Source organism: Tessaracoccus palaemonis (assembly GCF_019316905.1).
Taxonomy (GTDB): domain Bacteria; phylum Actinomycetota; class Actinomycetes; order Propionibacteriales; family Propionibacteriaceae; genus Arachnia; species Arachnia palaemonis.
Window position 1 is genome coordinate 3,145,958 of the sequence record NZ_CP079216.1, and the last position, 17,872, is coordinate 3,163,829.

The 17,872-nt window shown below is 68.5% G+C and carries 10 protein-coding genes; 5 read left to right on the forward strand and 5 right to left on the reverse strand.

Annotation, left to right across the window (positions count from 1 at the left end; translation table 11 throughout):
- Positions 1 to 219 precede the first annotated feature (219 nt).
- Positions 220 to 2,298: a hypothetical protein gene (locus KDB89_RS14290; protein WP_219082158.1), complete on the forward strand. Its 2,079-nt coding sequence runs from the start codon at positions 220 to 222 to the stop codon at positions 2,296 to 2,298.
- A 123-nt stretch (positions 2,299 to 2,421) separates the two neighbouring features.
- On the opposite strand, the gene KDB89_RS14295 is transcribed toward KDB89_RS14290, so the two are convergent.
- From KDB89_RS14295 to KDB89_RS14305, 3 genes are all read right to left on the reverse strand, one after another.
- A complete protein-coding gene (locus KDB89_RS14295) occupies positions 2,422 to 2,754 on the reverse strand; it encodes a hypothetical protein (RefSeq protein WP_219082160.1) in 333 nt (110 codons plus the stop codon).
- A 20-nt stretch (positions 2,755 to 2,774) separates the two neighbouring features.
- The gene (locus tag KDB89_RS14300; RefSeq protein ID WP_219082161.1) at positions 2,775 to 4,322 is read right to left on the reverse strand and encodes an SDR family oxidoreductase; all 1,548 of its coding nucleotides are present in this window, start codon (positions 4,320 to 4,322) and stop codon (positions 2,775 to 2,777) included.
- A 263-nt stretch (positions 4,323 to 4,585) separates the two neighbouring features.
- Positions 4,586 to 5,443 (reverse strand): DUF389 domain-containing protein, encoded by an 858-nt coding sequence (locus KDB89_RS14305; RefSeq protein WP_219082163.1) that lies wholly within the window; start codon positions 5,441 to 5,443, stop codon positions 4,586 to 4,588.
- Between the two features lie 192 nt (positions 5,444 to 5,635).
- Between KDB89_RS14305 and KDB89_RS14310 the strand changes: the two genes are divergently transcribed.
- A complete protein-coding gene (locus KDB89_RS14310; RefSeq protein WP_219082165.1) occupies positions 5,636 to 6,493 on the forward strand; it encodes an aldo/keto reductase in 858 nt (285 codons plus the stop codon).
- Between the two features lie 323 nt (positions 6,494 to 6,816).
- Here KDB89_RS14310 and KDB89_RS14315 read toward each other — a convergent pair whose 3' ends face one another.
- Entirely contained in the window at positions 6,817 to 7,527 is a 711-nt protein-coding gene (locus KDB89_RS14315) for a hypothetical protein (protein WP_219082167.1), read from the reverse strand.
- Positions 7,528 to 7,625: 98 nt separating this feature from the next.
- On the opposite strand from KDB89_RS14315, the gene KDB89_RS14320 reads away from it, so the two are divergent.
- Complete coding sequence (locus tag KDB89_RS14320) at positions 7,626 to 8,696, forward strand: IS30 family transposase (protein WP_255556000.1); 1,071 nt, start codon at positions 7,626 to 7,628, stop codon at positions 8,694 to 8,696.
- Here the strand turns inward: KDB89_RS14320 and KDB89_RS14325 are convergent.
- Positions 8,605 to 9,615, reverse strand: coding sequence for a hypothetical protein (locus KDB89_RS14325; RefSeq protein ID WP_219082169.1), 1,011 nt, complete (start codon positions 9,613 to 9,615; stop codon positions 8,605 to 8,607). The genes KDB89_RS14320 and KDB89_RS14325 overlap by 92 nt on opposite strands.
- A 284-nt stretch (positions 9,616 to 9,899) precedes the next feature.
- On the opposite strand from KDB89_RS14325, the gene KDB89_RS14330 reads away from it, so the two are divergent.
- Both KDB89_RS14330 and KDB89_RS14335 read left to right on the forward strand, forming a co-directional pair.
- Positions 9,900 to 15,065, forward strand: a complete 5,166-nt coding sequence (locus tag KDB89_RS14330) for a DEAD/DEAH box helicase (protein WP_219082171.1) — start codon at positions 9,900 to 9,902, stop codon at positions 15,063 to 15,065.
- Positions 15,062 to 17,872: a DUF8741 domain-containing protein gene (locus KDB89_RS14335; protein ID WP_219082173.1), complete on the forward strand. Its 2,811-nt coding sequence runs from the start codon at positions 15,062 to 15,064 to the stop codon at positions 17,870 to 17,872. The genes KDB89_RS14330 and KDB89_RS14335 overlap by 4 nt, the downstream gene beginning before the upstream one ends.

Here is a 17,872-nt window from a genome sequence, read left to right on the forward strand (position 1 = left end):
GTCGAAGCGCTCAACGAACCGGTTCCCTGAGCTCGTCGAAGGGCGCCGAGCGAAGCGAGGCGGCTTGCCCGGCTCCAGGGCGCCGAGCGAATCGAGGCGACTTTGTCCACCAGTGCCTCTCAAAGGACACCGACAAGAGCGAGATGGCTTGTCAGGAGCGCCTCGCTCCGGCAGGATCAGCGCCGAACAGACCGACGCCGTTCCGAAGTGGACCCCCAGATGCGCCACCCCCTCGCCCTGCTCGTCGCAGCATCGCTGGCTTGCCTCGTCGCCCCGACGGCGCCGGCCGACGCCGCCACCTGCATCCCGGCCGGCACCAACTACACGCCCACGTCTGCGTCGCAGATCGCCGACGGGCCGACGTGCTACACGACCCCGGACACCTCGGCGACCCCGGTGCTGGCCGAGGTCGACGAGACGAAGACGGCCGCCGACCTCGCCGAGGTCGTGAACTCCTCCCCGCTCGACCCGGCCGGCTACCTGGGCACCGGCAGCTTCGTGCAGCGCGACATCTCAGCCGCGCCGGTGGCCGCGAACTCCGAGCAGATCGCGGACTTCGTCGACGGTCCGCTGCCCGACCTTTACCTCAACGACCACTGGCGCGGGCGGCTGAAGACGGGGGTCTCGATCGGCGGTGGGGTGGCAAGCCACGACAACATCCCGATCTACACCGTCGACTCGTCCAACCCCTACCAGGACTTCGCGACCTTCACCTCCACGGACTCCCGGGTGACGAGCTTCCCACGTCTCGCCGAGGTCACGACCGGCACGATCCCACTTCCCGACTGGGCGAGGGCGAGCGACGGCGGCGACCACGCGCTGGCGGTGTACGACGTTGCCACCGGCATCTTCCGGGGCTACTTCGGCGCCTCCCAGGACGCAGACGGGGTCTGGAACTTCGCATCTGCCGGCTACTTCTACGCCGACCCGGACACGGGCACCGTCGGATCAGACAACTACTGGCTTCAGTACCTCCAGGGCACCAACTCGGTGGTCGGCATCGCCAACGAGCTGACGCAGATCGGCGCGGAGGAGCTGCGCTCGGGCGTGATCGGCCACGCGGTGTCCGTGACGTTCCCCTCGTACCTGGCCGGTCAGGTCTCCTTCCCGGCCAAGCAGACCGACGGGAAGCTCGCCTCCTCCAGCTACCCGAACGCGCCCGTCGCCGGGCAGATGTTCACCTTCCCCGAGGACTTCGACGTCGAGGCGCACATCGCCGACAACAAGATCGACCGCACGATGGCCGCCATCATGCGCGCGGTAAAGACCTACGGCGGCATCGTCACCGACCAGAACTTCTGGTGCATGTCCTTCAACTTCGAGAACCCGTATGGCATGGGCGAGCGCGCCGATGACCCGGACGCGAACCCGTGGAAGGACGACGCGGAGCTGGCCGCGCTGGCCAACTTCAACGCCAACGCGTTCCCGTGGGGCGAGACGGCCTGGGTGGAGCCGAGCTACGCGGGGCACGACGCGACGGTCGCACCGGCGAAGCAGCTGACGTCGTCGACGCCGACGATCACGGGCACCGCGAAGGTCGGCGGCACGCTCACCGCCAAGGCGGGCACGTGGACCAGCGGCACCCGGCTGACGTACCAGTGGTACCGCGACGGCAGGAAGCTCGCGGGCTACACCCAGTCGACCTTCGCGCTGACGAAACACTCGCTGGGCACCACGCTGACGGTGCGGGTGACGGGCACCAGGGACGGCTACAGGACGGTGACGAGGACCTCCGCAGGCGCCAAGGTCACGGCCGGCACCCTGAAGACCGCGAAGCCGACCATCTCCGGCACGGCGAAGGTCGGCGGCACCCTCACCGCGAAGCCGGGCGCCTGGACCACCGGCACCAGGTTCACCTACCAGTGGTACCGCGACGGGAAGAAGCTCGCCGGCTCCACCAAATCCACCTTCGCCCTGACGCAGTACTCGCTCGGCAAGCGGCTCAGCGTCCACGTCACCGGGACCCTCGACGGCTACGCCACAGCCTCCACCGCCTCATCGAGGACCGCCGCCGTCAAGGCGGGGACCTTGAAGACGGCGAAGCCGACGATCTCCGGCACGGCGAAGGTCGGCAGGACGCTGACGGCAAAGGCGGGCAGCTGGACGAGCGGCACCACATGGAAGTACCAGTGGTACCGCGACGGGAAGAAGCTGAAGGGCCACACCGCGAAGACCATCACGCTCACGAAGTACTCCGTCGGGAAGACCCTCACCGTCCACGTCACAGGCTCCAAAGCCGGCTACACGACGGTGTCGACCTCCTCGTCCAAGACGGCGAAGGTCGCCCCGGGTCGTTGAGCACTTCGCCAGGCTCAGCACAGGCCTGTCGAAGCGCCTCGAGCCATCCCGGTTCGCTGAGCCTGTCGAAGCGCCTCGAGCTTGCGAGAGGTCCCGTCGCGACCCGATCGACATCCCCCACTATTACCGCGGAACCGGCGCGCACTCCAGGACCTCGATCCAGTTCCCCGTCATCAGCGCCAGGTGCGGATGGTCGAGGAAGATGCGCACGGCGTCCGCGTGCGACGACGCCTCGACGACGGTGAACGCGACCTTGGTGTCGGTGAAGTCCTCGTCGTCCTCCGAGGTGAGCCGCGTCTTCCGGAGCAGCGGCGCGCCGTTGTCGACGATGGCGGGCTCATGGTCCTGCGCCCAGCGCGCCCAGTCGACGAGGAACGACGCGCTCTGCTCCGCCGTCACCTCGGCCTTCTCGACCTCGCGACCGGCGCCGTGGAAGATGGCGAGATACCTGCTCATGCCCGCAGGCTAGTCGACGCTCAGGGCTCGGCTTCCGGCGCCTCAGCCGTCGACGTTATCCGCGCCGCCATGCCGGCGAAGATCGCGCCGTGGAACGGGAGCACGGCCAGCCAGTAGAGCCGCCCGAAGAGCCCCTTCGGGAAGAACACCGCGCGCTGCTCGTACCGTGCGCCGTCGACGTCGGGACCCGCGCGCATCTCCAGCCATGCGGTGCCCGGCACCTTCATCTCGGCGCGGAGGCGCAGGAGGTTCCCCGCGTCCGTCCTGTCCACTGCCTCGACGCGCCAGAAATCGATCGCGTCGCCCACTCGGGCATCAGTGCGACTGCGCCGCCCGCGCCGGAGACCGACCCCACCCACCAGTCGATCCATCAGGCCCCGAGCGGCCCACAGGAACGGCGACGAGTACCAGCCGTTCTCGCCGCCGATCCCGAGGATGACAGTCCACAGCCGGTCGACGGATGCCGGAGTCGCCAGCTGGCGCGCATCCGTGAACACCGTTCGCCCCGCCCACTCCGGATCACTGGGCAGCGGGTCGCTCGGGGCGCCGAACACCTCGGCGTCCTGCCAGCTCGTCTCGACGGTGTCGGCGTTCAGCCGCCCCAGCGCGAGGCGCACAGCCTCGCGATACGGGGTGAGGCCGCCGTCGGGTGGGGGGATGAGGTCGTCGACGTCGCGGGTCTTCATGACGCACTCGTTCTGCAACGACGCGACAAGGGGGCGGGCGATCGACCGGGGCACGGGGGTGACGAGATTCACCCAGTGCGACGCGAGGCCGGGCGTCAGCACCGGCAGGGCAGCAATAGCCCGTCGGGGCAGCCCCGCCTCGCGCGCGTAGCCGTTCATCATCTCCCCGTATCGCAGCACGTCCGGTCCGCCGATGTCGACGGACCGGTTCACGCCCGGATCGACCCGGGCCGCGCCGAGCAGGTAATGCAGCACGTCGCGGATGGCGATCGGTTGGATGCGGTTGCGCACCCACTTCGGTGCCGGCATGAACGGCAGCACATCGGTGAGGTGGCGGATCATCTCGAACGACGCCGACCCGGACCCGATGACCACGCCGGCCTGCAGCACGAGCGCAGGAACGCCCGAGTCCAGGAAGATCTCGCCCACCCGCACCCGCGAGCGCAGATGCGGCGACAGCTCCACGTCGTCGGGATGAAGTCCGCCGAGATAGACGATGCGGCGGACCTCGGCATCCTCCGCCGCACGCGCGACTATCTCGGCGGCACGTTCGTCAGTCTCCTCGAATCCCCGCCCCGCGCCCATCGAGTGGATCAGGTAGTAGACGACATCGACATCCTCGACCGCGCGGGCCACGGCATCCGCGTCGTCGGCGGAACCCTCAACGATCTCGACGTCCCCGCCCCAGGGGAAGGATGCCGCGCGCACCGCGTCCCTCGCCAGCACCCGCACTCGGTACCCGGCGTTCAGCAGCCGGGGTACCAGTCGGCCGCCGATGTAGCCCGTCGCGCCGAGGACGAGCGTTCGTGGCGTACTGCCGTCGTCGGCTGGGAGCGCCCGAAGGGACTCTTCGTGTCCCGTGGGTGCGCTGAGGTCCGTCATGCGAACAGGCTACGACGCAGGGGTGTTGACCTGAGTCGGGCGCCGACGGCTCGTGGCGGCCGAGAGTCGTCGCGGCTCCCCCTCCAGCCAGAAGCCCCCAGTCGCGCCCAGACCCCGCCAGACGCCGCCAGACGCCAACGCAATTTCCCAAACGCCAACGGTATGCACGGACGCCAACGGTATTCGCGCGAATATCGTTGGCGTCCGTGCATACCGTTGGCGTCCGCGGGTGGCGGCCCCGGTCAGTGCACCTCGCCCGAGGCTCAGGGCCTCGTCCGTCGACGCGACGCAGTGATCCTGCCCAACCAGCGGCCGAAGTGCAGCTGCACGAACAGCGTGACGACGCCCGCCACCAGCAGGCCGACGATGTTGATGACGAGCTGCAGGCCCGCGCCGAGCGCCTCCTCCCACGCGCCGACGGCGAGGGTGAGTCCGATCGCGCCCACGGCCGGCACAGTCGTGACGGAGATGAACACCCCGACCAGGGCCGACGACTTCGAGCTGGTCAACGACACCACCCCGGCGATCCCCGCCAGCACCGCGATCACGAAGGACCAGCCGTCCGGGGAGATGATGAAGTCGGTGGCAGGCCCGGTGGTCGCCTGCTCGTAGGTGAAGACGCCCGCCGCGTAGGCGATGGCCCAGACCGCCCAGGCCGCCGCGGCGCAGGCGGCGAACCCGCCGAGCAGCGTGGTCAGAGCCAGGCCCGCGATCCCGCGACGACGTCGCACGATGGCGTAACAGATGGCCGCGATCGGGGCGAACTCCGGGCCGACGACCATCGCCCCGATGATGAGGATGGGCTGGTCAAGGACGCGCCCGATCCCGGCGATCAGCGTCGCGAGCAGCAGGAACACGAAGAACGTCGCCGACGGGCGGGCGTCCTCCCGCGACTTGTCGGCGAGCTGGGCCCACAGCACCCCGTCGGCCGGGTGCCCGGGTGCCGCGGCCTCCGCCGCCGACCCCGCGTCCGACACGACGGTGAGCGGCTCGGACACCACGATGCTGCCGACGGCCGGCACCCCGGCGTGGCGGAGCAGCCGCATGATGTTGTTGGCGTTCTCGCGCGCCATCTCGAACAGCAGCAGATCCCCGCTCCCGTCGGCGGCGACGCCGGGCACGAGCGCCAGGTCTCAGACCGTGGGCTCCTGCTCGAGTTCGTCGCGGAGACGCACGGCGAGGTCGTGGTCGGCGGTGACGCGCACAGTCAGCATGGCGCTCAGTCTCCCGCCTCGACCACTCCCCGCGGAAGCGGTTGCGATTTGTGTCCGACCACCAGCAGGAATCGCGACCGCTTCTGGCGAAGATGAAGCATGACCATCCTGCACGAGACCTACACCCTGTCCAACGGCGTCGAGATCCCCAAGCTGGGGCTCGGTACGTGGTTCATCGACGACGCCGTCGCCGCCGACGCGGTGCGAGCGGCCGTCGAGATCGGCTACCGCAACATCGACACGGCCCAGGCCTACGGCAACGAGCGGGGCGTCGGCGAGGGCGTCCGCACGGCGGGCGTCGCGCGCGACGAGCTGTTCGTCTCCACGAAGCTGGCCGCGGAGATCAAGGACTACGACCGTGCGGTCGCCTCGATCGACGGATCGCTGAAGAAGCTCGGCCTCGACTACGTCGACCTCATGCTGATCCACAGCCCGCAGCCGTGGAGCGACTTCCGCGGCGGCGACTACTCCGACGGCAACCGCCAGGCGTGGCGGGCGCTGGAGGAGGCCCACCAGGCGGGCAAGCTCCGCGCGATCGGCATCTCCAACTTCCGCGAGCCGGACGTCGACAACATCCTGGCCGCGGCCACCGTCGCTCCCCACCTCAACCAGCTCCTGGTCCACGCGGGCAACACGCCCACCGACCTGCTCGCCTACTGCGCCGACAAGGACATCCTCGTCGAGGCCTTTTCCCCCATCGCCCACGGCGAGATCCTGGACAACGCGGACGTCCGTGCGATGGCCGACGCCTACGGCGTCACCGTCCCCCAGCTCTGCATCCGCTACACGCTCCAACTGGGCACGGTGTCGCTCCCGAAGACGGCGAACCCGGACCACATGCGCTCCAACGCGCAGGTCGACTTCACCATCTCCGACGAGGACATGACCACGCTGCTCAACCTCCGGGCCGCTGAATACGGCGCCTCCAGCGCCTTCCCCGTCTACAGCGGCAAGTAGCCCCGGTTCGCGGAGCCCACCACGGTTCGCCGACCCCACCCCGGATCGCCGAGCTTGTCGAGGTGCCCTGAGCGAAGCGAAGGGAGGACCACCACGGTTCGCCGAGCCCACCACGGTTCGCCGAGCCTGTCGAGGTGCCCTGAGCGAAGCGAAGGGTGGACCGGCACGGACCGCCGAGCCCACCACGGACCGCCGACCACCACGGATCGCCGAGCTCGTCGAGGTGCCCTGAGCGAAGCGAAGGATCGGAGCCCGAAACGGCGAGCCCGCAGCACACACACCGGTTCGACCACCGGGTTCACAGCCGCCTCGCTGCCGCAGGCCTAGGAGTCGTCTGTGTCGCCCGGTGCGTCGGACTGTTCTATCGCCACCGGTGTTGGGGCCACGCGGGGCGTTCCCTGGGCGAGCAACGCGACCAGGTTGTCGACGTGCTCGAGGTCGGCGGTCTCGGGGAACATCCAGTGAATATCTCGATGGTCTGTCGTCACGTCGATGGTGGGTCGCACGCCTGCTCCGTGGTTGGAGCGAGGGCGCACGTACTGCACCTCGTCCAGCGAGTGAATCGAGCCGAGTTCCCCCCGCCTCAGGAGGCTCCTTGGATCGGCGGTGATGATTCGTCGGGCAGTAACCGCAATGAATGTGCTCGACGCGAACTTCTCCACGATGGCACCGGCCCTACCTGGTGCGAGCGCCTTCCAGGTCGCATCTACCCGACTGGCGAGAAACGGCACAACTCCGGCGAGGTTGTGAGTTCCCACTTCGTACGGGAACGCCACACCGCGGAGTGGCTCGTCGTCTTCAAGGAACCAGCGAAGGACATGGAGGTACGGCTCAAGATCGAGGCCCTTGGGCGCGCACACGGTATCCGGCACGACAGGCATCCGGACTACCGGCCGGAGCATGTCAGCCAAAGGCTCGATCGCTTCGAGGAGCTTTTCGCACGTAAGCCGAGAAGCCTCCGAGTCTTTCCGTTTCTTCGTCAGTGGTGCCGTAGCTCGACCCGGCAGCTCGGCGATGATCCGCAGCTCGCGCACGAGTGACTCGGTAAGCAGCCTGATCTCGCCAAGGGACTCGTCGATCTCAGTCGGGGTGCTGGTTGTAATCCGGTTGAAGAGTTGGGCAGTGTCATACCGTGGAAGCAACACTGCAGGTCAATGAGAGGTTCTCCCGCGTGACGCAACGACGGCCACTGACCGCCCACGACAGGGCCGAGATCTCCACCGGTCTGAAGGCCGGCTGGGGCATCCGCCGGATCGCGGTCCACATCGATCGGGCCCCGTCCGTCATCAGCCGTGAAATCCGGCGTAACTCCACTAAGACCTGCGGCTACCGCGTGGTGAGAGCCGACGTCGAGGCCCAGCGCCGCCGCCGACGACCCCAGACCCGCAAGATCGATGCCGACCCGGTACTGCGGGCCCGCGTGCTGGGCGACCTGAAACGCTCCCGAACGCCACGCCAGATCGCGGGACGGTTGCGTCTGGAGGCCTGTGACCCCACTGTGGAGACCATGGTCCACTCCACACCCGCTGATGGTGCGCAGGTCTCCCACGAAGCGATCTACCGGTTCATCTACGCCCTCCCCAAGGGCGAGCTGGCCCGCCACTCGGTGATGCTCAGATCCAAGCGCACCAGCCGTGAACCACGCTCAAAAGACGGGCGCCGGGCCCCGATCGTCGCGATGGTCTCGATCGATGACCGGCCCGCCGACGTCACCGAACGAAGGATCCCCGGTGCATGGGAGGGAGACCTGATCATCGGGGCCCACGGCAAATCAGCAGCAGCCACGCTGGTGGAACGAGTCACCCGTTTCACTATCATCTGCGGCCTCCCCGAGGGGAAGAAAGCCGTCGCGGTGGCCGACACCCTGGCCGAGCGAATGTGGCCCTTCCCCGAGGTACTGCGGACCTCGCTGACCTGGGACCAAGGATCCGAGATGGCCGAACATGCCCGGTTGACCGCTGCCGTGAACCTGCCGGTCTACTTCGCCCATTCCCGCTCGCCATGGGAACGAGGCACCAACGAAAACACCAACGGACTGATCCGGGAGTACCTACCCAAGGGCACCTACATCACCAGCAACCAGGCCTACCTCGACGCGATCGCCGATGAGCTCAACGACCGCCCCCGAGCATCACTGGGGTTCTACACCCCGAGGGAGAAGTTCGAGGCCCTCCTCGCAGCCGATGTTGCTTCGACGAGTTGACACCGCCTTGGCCTTCCGTGGCATCGTTCGCGCTACGGATGCGAGCTCGTACCGCCCGGAGCGCCTGGTACTGGGCATACATCTTGAGTGAGTTCAGCAAGGCGTGGGTGTCAAACATGATCGCCTGGGCGTTCGATTCGAGGTACTGGCGTCGTGCCCGCCCATCGAGCTTCCCGAGTTCTCGGACGTGTCCACCTACGTTTTCCCGGTACAGCTCCCACTTCTGAGTGATCGCCGAGGCCTCGTGGGAGACGAGTTCCCACACGGACTCGTTGACGGACCCAAGCTCGCGAGCCTCTTGGAAAGCACCGTCGACCGTCTTGACGAGCGCCCTCAGTTCTGCCCACTGGTCGCTTCGGATGGCCTGGAGCGTCTGTGTGGTGAGCGCGATGTTGGTGCGGACGAGACCCGAAATCTCACCGAGTTGCATCTGGAGCCCGATCATGGCGACGGCTGGACCGATGGCTGCGATGGCCGCTGCGGCCGTCATCGACGCCGGGATGAAACGTGCCTGCCCGACCACTTTGCCGTTCTTGAAGATCGCTCCGAGCTTTGCCCCGTCCTTCCCGGCCATCTCCCCGCCGCTCTTCAACAGAGACAGCGTCGCATCGTTGACACGGAAGAGGCCCTGCGCGCTCGACGCAGCCTCTGCGACGTTTCCAACGATCGTGCCTGTGTTGCCCAGTGAACCCAGAGCCGTGGAGAGCTGAACTCGGTCGAACGATGGGATCAAGTCGAGGCCGATGCGTTCTACGCCATCCGGAACTTCACCGAACAGGACCGCAACGCCCGGGGTCACTTCCACAAGGGTCGTTGACGGTGCGTGCTCCAGCTCATCAGACGCGGCGTGACCTCCTTCAGCGTGCGCCGAACCCGTGCCGTCGTCCTCACGGTCGGCCGCCTCGGGTGCCTCGTCCATCCCAGTTCTCCTTCTCGTCGGCGGGCGACTCGTAGCCACATCTTCGACGTTGCCTGAAGTATCGCAGGCATCACCGACATCGGTCTTGGGTTCCTGGGCGTACCTCAATGACCCACAACGTGCAAACGCTGGCGGTGTAACGAGCTCACTGAAACTGACAGCATTCCCGCCGCACAGTGCCGCACAGAGCGACGGCTTGAACGCCCCATCGGATGACCTACCGGGCTCCTGACCACGCATCGGCCACGTCCGCTAGGGTGCAAGCACGCCACGAGGAGGCAACTTTGGACGTATTCAAAGTGCGCGAGACGGTCATCGAGGACTACCGCGCATTCACCACCTCGTCGATCGACGTGAAAGACGCGCGGCTCAAGGATCACTACGAACAGGAGCTGGACGCCGATCGCCAGTGGCCCGAGCCCTGGATCTCCCTCAACCCGGCATTCGCCTCCGGGGGCAGCGTCGACGAGCTGGTGCGTGATGGAATCCTCCACCCCGAGTGCGATCCCATCTTCCGGGTGAAGCAGCACCTCGAGGACCGAGGCACCTCCCCCATCACGCTCCACCGGCACCAGCGTGAGGCCATCGAGGTCGCGAGGACGGGCGAGAGCTACGTGCTCACAACCGGCACGGGCTCCGGCAAGTCGCTGGCCTACATCGTCCCCATCGTCGATCACGTCCTGCGACAGCCGAAGACCCCGGGCGTCAAGGCGATCATCGTCTACCCCATGAACGCCCTCGCGAACTCGCAGCGCGGCGAGCTGGAGAAGTTCCTCCGCAACGGCTACGGGGAGGGCAATGAGCCCGTGACCTTCGCCCGCTACACGGGGCAGGAGTCCGGCGAGGAGCGGGACCGCATCCTGAAGGACCCGCCCGACATCCTGCTCACCAACTACGTCATGCTCGAGCTCGTCCTCACCCGCCCAGACGAGCGCGCCCGCCTGGTGAAGGCCGCCCGAGGCCTCCAGTTCCTCGTCCTCGACGAGTTGCACACGTACCGCGGACGCCAGGGTGCGGACGTCTCGATGCTCGTGCGACGGGTCCGCGACGCCTGCGCATCGCCGAACCTGCAGTGCATCGGCACCTCGGCGACGATGGCCAGCGGCGGCTCCTCGATCGATCAGCGACGCACGGTCGCCGAAGTCGCCACACGCATCTTCGGCGCACCCGTCACGCCTGACCACGTCATCGGCGAGACCCTCACCAGGGCAACCACCGGGCGCGACGACGACGTCACGGGCCTTCGGGCAGCCGTCCGGTCCGGTCAGCTCCCCGGCGACTTCGACGCGTTGGCGGCCTCGCCGCTCGCCGCCTGGATCGAGACCACGTTCGGCCTGACCACCGAGGAGGGCACCGGCCAGCTCGTCCGCCAGAGCCCACGACGACTCAGGGAACACGCGGCGCCCGCGCTCTCCGACATCACCGACGAACCTGTGCCCGACTGCCACGAGGCGATTCAGCGGTGCCTCCTCGAGGGGTCGGAGGTGCGACACCCACGCACGGGCCGCCCGCTCTTCGCGTTCCGGCTGCACCAGTTCATCTCCAAGGGCGACACCCTCTACGTGTCACTGGAACCCGAGGACACCCGCTTCATCACCTCGAAGTACCAGGTCGCTGTCCCGTCGGCGAAGGAGAAGCTGCTCTACCCGCTGGCCTTCTGCCGCGAATGCGGCCAAGAGTACGCCGTGGTCCGCGCCGTGACCCGTGCCGGGGAGACCAGCTACCAGCCCCGCGCCTCCCGAGATGTGTCCGAGGACTCCGCGCAGGACGGCTACCTCTACATCTCCACCTCGCTTCCCTGGCCAGTCGACCCGATCGCCGACGGGCGGCTTCCTGACTCCTGGGTGGACGTCGACAACGACCCCCTTCCTGCGAAGGTCAGGTACCTCCCCCGCCGGGTCACCGTCGACACCGCGGGTCATGAGGTCCCCGTGGGTGGCACTCCGGCCGCATTCATCCCCGCCCCGTTCACGTTCTGCCTCTCCTGCCAGGTCAGCTACGAACAGACCCGTGGCCGCGACTTCTCCAAGCTCGCCACTCTCGATGCCGAAGGTCGAAGCTCCGCCATCTCGGTGATCTCCTCCAGCATGGTGCGCGCCCTGCGTGAAGTGCCGGAGGACGAGCTCCCGAAGGAGGCACGCAAGCTCCTCACCTTCGTCGACAACCGGCAGGACGCAAGCCTGCAGGCCGGTCATCTCAATGACTTCGTCCAGATCGCCCAGGTCCGAGGCGCGCTCTTCGCCGCCATGAAGTCCAACCCTGAGGGCCTCACCCACGAGGACGTCGCCGCGCACGTCGTCAACGCCCTCGGCCTCGACTTCGCCGACTACGCGGCGTCACCAGAAGCGCTCTACGCCGCGAAGGCCCGCACTGAGCGCGCCCTGCGCGAGCTGGTCGAGTACCGGCTGTACCTCGACCTTCAGCGCGGCTGGCGCATCACCATGCCCAACCTCGAACAGACCGGGCTCCTGCGGGTGAGCTACGAGTCCCTCAACGACGTGGCCGCGGACCAGGGCCTCTGGGAATCGAAGCATCCCGCCCTGCGGGATGCGGCGAACGGCCACCGCGAGGAGCTCTGCCGGATCATCGTCGACGAGTTCCGCAAGGTGCTCGCCGTCGATGTCGATTGCCTCACCGAGACAGGGTTCGAGAAGATCAAGAGGCAGTCGTCCCAGGAGCTCGCGGGGGCCTGGAGTATGCCGGGCAACGAGCAAATGGCCCCGGTGGGCACCGTGTTCGCCTTCGCCTCGCAGCCCGGCCGTCCGCGCCAGGGCCTGCACCTCACCGGCCGGTCGGCGCTCGGCCGATACCTCCGTCGACCGAACCAGTTCCCGTCCCAGCCCGCCCGCCTCACCACCGATGAGGCCCAGCAGGTCATCCACGACATCCTCTCCGTGCTCAGCCGCGTGGGGATCCTCACTCAGGTGGACAGCGACGGGCAACGGGGCCACAGGCTGAAGGCTTCCGCCATCCGGTGGAACGCCGGCGACGGAACCAGCGCCGCATCCGATCCGATCCGCAAGACCCTCGACGCCGACGCCGGCGGTCGGGTCAACGCGTTCTTCAAGACGCTCTACGAAGGAGTGGCGCGTGAGCTGCGCGGGCTGTCCGCCAGAGAGCACACCGCACAGGTTCCGCCCGCCGAGCGGGAGAACCGCGAGCGGGAGTTCCGAGAGGGTTCCCTTCCGCTGCTCTACTGCTCCCCGACGATGGAGCTGGGCGTCGACATCTCCAGCCTCAACGCGGTCGGCCTGCGCAACGTGCCCCCCACCCCGGCGAACTACGCGCAGCGCTCGGGCCGCGCTGGGCGCTCCGGCCAGCCCGCGCTGGTCCTGACCTACTGCGCCACCGGCAACTCGCACGACCAGTACTACTTCCGCCGACCCGCCGACATGGTCGCAGGATCCGTCGCCGCGCCCCGGCTGGACCTGACGAACGAGGCGCTGCTCCGCAGCCACGTCCAGGCGGTGTGGCTCGCCGAGACCGGCGAGAAGCTCGGCTCGAAGATGACCGATCTCCTCGCCACCGAGGGCCAGGACCCGTCCCTCGTGATGAGGCCGGAGAAGGCCCACGCCTTCGCAGACAGCGACGCCATCAGGCGCGCCATTGGCCACGCCCAGAGCATCGTCGCTCCGATGCTCACAGAGTTGCAGGCCACCGCTTGGTGGCAGGACAACTGGGTGGAGGATGTCGTCAACAAGGCCCCCAGCAACCTCGACAAGGCCTGCGACCGGTGGCGCAAGCTCTACCGGGCTGCCCTCGCGGACCAGGCCACCCAGAACCGGATCGTGCTGGAAAGCAGCCATTCGCAGAAGGCCCACCGGGCGGCTCAGGCCCGACGGCGTGAGGCCGAGAGCCAGCTACGGCTCCTACGCAACGAGGACGACGAGTCGAACCACTCCGACTTCTACACCTACCGCTACCTGGCCTCCGAGGGGTTCCTTCCCGGCTACAGCTTCCCCAGGCTCCCGCTCGCCGCGTACATTCCCGCGGTGCGCGGAGCGGTGGGCAAGTTCGACGGGGGCGACTACATTCAGCGTCCCCGCTTCATGGCGATCTCCGAGTTCGGCCCCGGGGCCCTGATCTACCACGAGGGCGCCCGCTACGAGGTCACCCGCGTCCAGGTCCCGCTGTCCCAGACCGGCCAAGGAGTGATCGACACCTCCGAGGCTCGCCGGTGCAGCGAATGCGGATACCACCACGACCGGAAGCCTGGGCTCGACGTGTGCGAGAACTGCGGCAGCGAGCTCGGCTCCACGACCTACGGGCTCATGCAGCTGACCACCGTCTACACCAGACGCCGCGAGCGCATCTCCTCCGACGAGGAGGAGCGTCGCCGAGCAGGCTACGAGCTGCAGACGTCGTACCGGTTCACCGAGCACGGCAGCCGCTCCGGGAAGCTCGCCGCCGAGATCGTCGCCGGCGACGGGGCTCCGCTGGCGGAGCTTGTCTATGGGGATTCCGCCGAGGTCAGGGTCACCAACCGCGGGCGCCGACGCCGCAAGGACCCCAGCACCGTCGGCTTCTACCTCGATCCCGTCGAGGGGGCGTGGATCTCCGAGTCCAAGGGCGACAACGCACTAGCCACCGACCCCGACGGCGATCCCGACCTCGCGAAGGCCGTCCGGGTGATCCCCTACGTCCGCGACCACCGCAACATCCTCGTCGTTCGCCTCGCAGCTGCGCTGCCTGATGACGCCGCGGTCACCCTCCGGAACGCACTCGAGCGGGGCATCGAGGCTGCCTTCCAGCTGGAGGACTCCGAGCTGGCGAGCGAGGCGCTCCCGGACCCCGAGCACCGCAGCCGGATGCTGTTCACGGAGTCCGCCGAGGGAGGGGCGGGCGTCCTCCGTCGCCTGCAGGCCGAGCCGGACGCCCTGGCGCTGGCCGCCCGCACGGCCCTCAGCATCGCCCATTTCGATCCCGACACCGGCGCGGACCTCAGCGCGCCGGAGGCCAGGGAGGAGCGGTGCGAGCGCGCCTGCTACGACTGCCTGCTGTCCTACGGAAACCAGAGCGACCACGCATCCATCGACCGGCACACCATCCGCGATCTCCTCCTTGACCTCGCCTCCGGCAGGACCGTGGCGTCCTCGTCCGCGCAGACCCGCGGCGACCACGCCGACGCACTGATGGATGCCTCGGACTCGGATCTGGAGCGACGCTGGATCCGGCTGCTGCTGGAGGGCGACTACAAGCTGCCCGACTCCGCCCAACCGCTGCTCAGCGACGCCGGGTGTCGACCGGACTTCGCCTACTCGGATGCCCGGGTCGTCATCTTCATCGACGGGCCGGTGCATGATCGCCCGGACAAGGCGGCAGAGGACGCGGCCGTCCAGGAACGCCTGATGGACGCCGGGTACACCTGGCTCAGGTTCAGCCACGACGCAGACTGGGACTCCCTGGTCAAGGAACACAGCTTCGTCTTCGGAGAGGGAAGAACAGCGTGACCGCATTCGCAGTCGGAAGCCTCGTCGCCACACGCGGACGCGAATGGGTGGTGCTCCCGGACAGCTCGGACGACTTCCTGGTCCTGCGACCGCTGGGCGGCACCGACGACGACATCGCGGGGGTGCTCCCCGCCATCGAGCACGTCGCCCCGGCGACCTTCCCCGCGCCCAGCCCTGACGACCTGGGCGACCACCACAGCGCCCGCCTGCTGCGCAGCGCGCTCCAGATCGGCTTCCGGTCCAGCGCCGGCCCATTCCGGTCGCTCGCCGCGATCGCTGTCGAACCCCGCGCCTACCAGCTCGTCCCACTCCTCATGGCACTACGGCAGGACACCGTTCGACTCCTCATCGCCGACGACGTCGGCATCGGCAAGACCGTCGAGGCCTCCCTGATCGCGACCGAGCTGCTCACCGTCGGTGACGCCCGCGGCCTCGTGGTCCTCTGCAGCCCCGCGCTCGCCGAGCAGTGGGCCGACGAACTGCTCACCAAGTTCGGGCTCGAGGCCGAACTCGTCCTCGCCAGCACCGTCCGCCGACTGGAGCGGCAGTGCATCGCGGGCGAATCGATCTTCGAGCGATTCCCCGTCACGGTCGTCTCGACGGACTTCATCAAGTCGGACCGCCGCCGCAACGAGTTCCTCCGCACCTGCCCGGACCTTGTCATCGTCGACGAGGCGCACACCTGCGTCGCCGACGGCGGCCTGGCAGGGAAGGCCCGGACCCAGCGCTACGACCTCGTCCGCGACCTCGCCGCAAGGCCGGACCGTCATCTCCTGCTGGTGACCGCCACCCCACACAGCGGCAAGGACGCCACGTTCCGCAACCTCATCGCGCTCCTTGACCCCCAGCTCGCCGACATCGACCTCGAGCAGCCCAACGGGCGCGAGCTCCTGGCCCGCCACTTCGTGCAGCGCCGCCGCGCCGACATCCGACAGTTCCTCGACGAGAACACCCCCTTCCCGTCCGACCGGCTGTCCAAGGAGGCCGCCTACGACCTGTCCCCCGCCTACCGGGACCTGTTCGACGATGTCCTCGCATACGCCCGGGAGACCGTGCGCAACGCCCAGGGCGCGCTGGAGCGTCGCGTCAGCTGGTGGTCGGTGCTCGCCCTCCTGCGTGCCCTGGCCTCGTCACCCCGGGCCGCTGCGCAGACGCTGGCCACCCGCTCGGCCGCGCTCGCCGGCGAGTCCGCCAGCGAGGCGGACGCCCTGGGCCGCGCAACGGTTCTCGACGCCGCCGACGATGAGGCGCTCGAATCCGCAGACGTCACGCCCGGCGCCGATCAGGCAGCCGGGTCCGGCACGGCCCAGCAGCGCAGGCTCCGCGGATTCCTCGACCGCGCACGGAAGCTCGAGGGCACGGGCGACCGGAAGCTGGACGCCATCACCGCGCAGGTGAAGGAGCTTCTCGCCGACGGGTACGCGCCCATCGTCTTCTGCCGTTTCATCGACACCGCCGAGTACGTCGCCGAGCATCTGAGGAAGAAGCTCGGCAAGGGCACGACGGTCGGCGCCGTCACCGGCACCCTTCCGCCGGCCGAGCGGGTCGCGCGGATCGCCGAACTGACCGCGAGCGAGGGACCCACGGTCCTCGTGGCCACCGACTGCCTCTCCGAGGGCGTCAACCTGCAGGAACAGTTCCAGGCCGTCGTGCACTACGACCTGGCCTGGAACCCCACTCGCCACGAACAGCGCGAGGGCCGCGTCGACCGGTTCGGGCAGCGCAGGGACGTGGTGCGCACTGTGACCCTCTACGGCCGCGACAACCACATCGACGGCATCGTCCTCGACGTCCTGCTCCGCAAGCACCTCGCGATCCGCAAGGCAACCGGCGTCTCGGTGCCCGTACCCGACAACAGCGATGCGGTCCTCGAGGCGCTGATGGAGGGGCTGATCCTCCGTGGCGACGACCACCGCCAGGACACCCTCGACATCGAGTATCAGCAGAAGACGGACGAGCTCGACCGCGAATGGCAGTCCGCCGCCGAGCGCGAGAAGGCCTCCCGAACGAAGTTCGCGCAGCGCACCATCCACCCTGACGAGGTGCAGGCCGAGGTGGCGGAGATCCGGGCCCATCTGGGAACCCACGCGGATGTCCGCTCGTTCACGGAGACGGCGCTGCGGGAGCTGAAGTCCACGCTCACCCCGCAGCAGGCCGGTTTCACCGCGACCACGGCACCGCTGCCCGCCGGGCTGCTCGACGCCCTGCCCCCCGGCCGCGAGACGGGGCTCCGGTTCGTCGACGACTTCCCGGTCGCCCGGGGCGAAAACGTCCTGCACCGCACCGACGACGCGGTGGAGGCCATCGCGACCTACGTGCTGGAATCCGCCCTCGACGCAGGCCTCCCCGCGGAGGCGCGCCCCGCGCGGCGCTGCGCCGTCATCCGCACCACAGCCGTCGAGGCCCGAACCACCCTGCTGCTCATGCGGTACCGGTTCCACCTCACCCTCCCGTCGCGCGCCGGGGAACGTACGGCGGTGGCCGAGGACGTCGCCACCCTCGCCTTCACCACCGCTGACGGACAGCTGACCTGGCTCGATGAGTCCGCGGTTAGAGCGCTGCTCGACGCGACGCCCACCGGCAACGTCGCCAACCCGCGGCCGTACCTCGACTCTGCTCTGTCCAAGCTCCCCGACCTCCTGCCCCACCTGGAGCAGCACGGCGCGACCCTCGCCGAACGGATCCGCGCCTCACACCGTCGGGTCCGCGCCGCGTCGGGCTCGGCTGTCCGAGGGCTCGGCGTCCGGGCGGAGAACCCGCCGGATGTCCTGGGTGTGTACGTGTTCGTCCCGGTCCCGAAGGGCTGA

Coding starts and splice junctions, on each gene's coding strand:
- KDB89_RS14300 (WP_219082161.1), bottom strand. CDS start 4,322: ATGACGGACCTCAGCGCACCCACGGGACACGAAGAGTCCCTTCGGGCG.
- KDB89_RS14325 (WP_219082169.1), bottom strand. CDS start 9,615: ATGGACGAGGCACCCGAGGCGGCCGACCGTGAGGACGACGGCACGGGT.
- KDB89_RS14295 (WP_219082160.1), bottom strand. CDS start 2,754: ATGAGCAGGTATCTCGCCATCTTCCACGGCGCCGGTCGCGAGGTCGAG.
- KDB89_RS14290 (WP_219082158.1), top strand. CDS start 220: ATGCGCCACCCCCTCGCCCTGCTCGTCGCAGCATCGCTGGCTTGCCTC.
- KDB89_RS14310 (WP_219082165.1), top strand. CDS start 5,636: ATGACCATCCTGCACGAGACCTACACCCTGTCCAACGGCGTCGAGATC.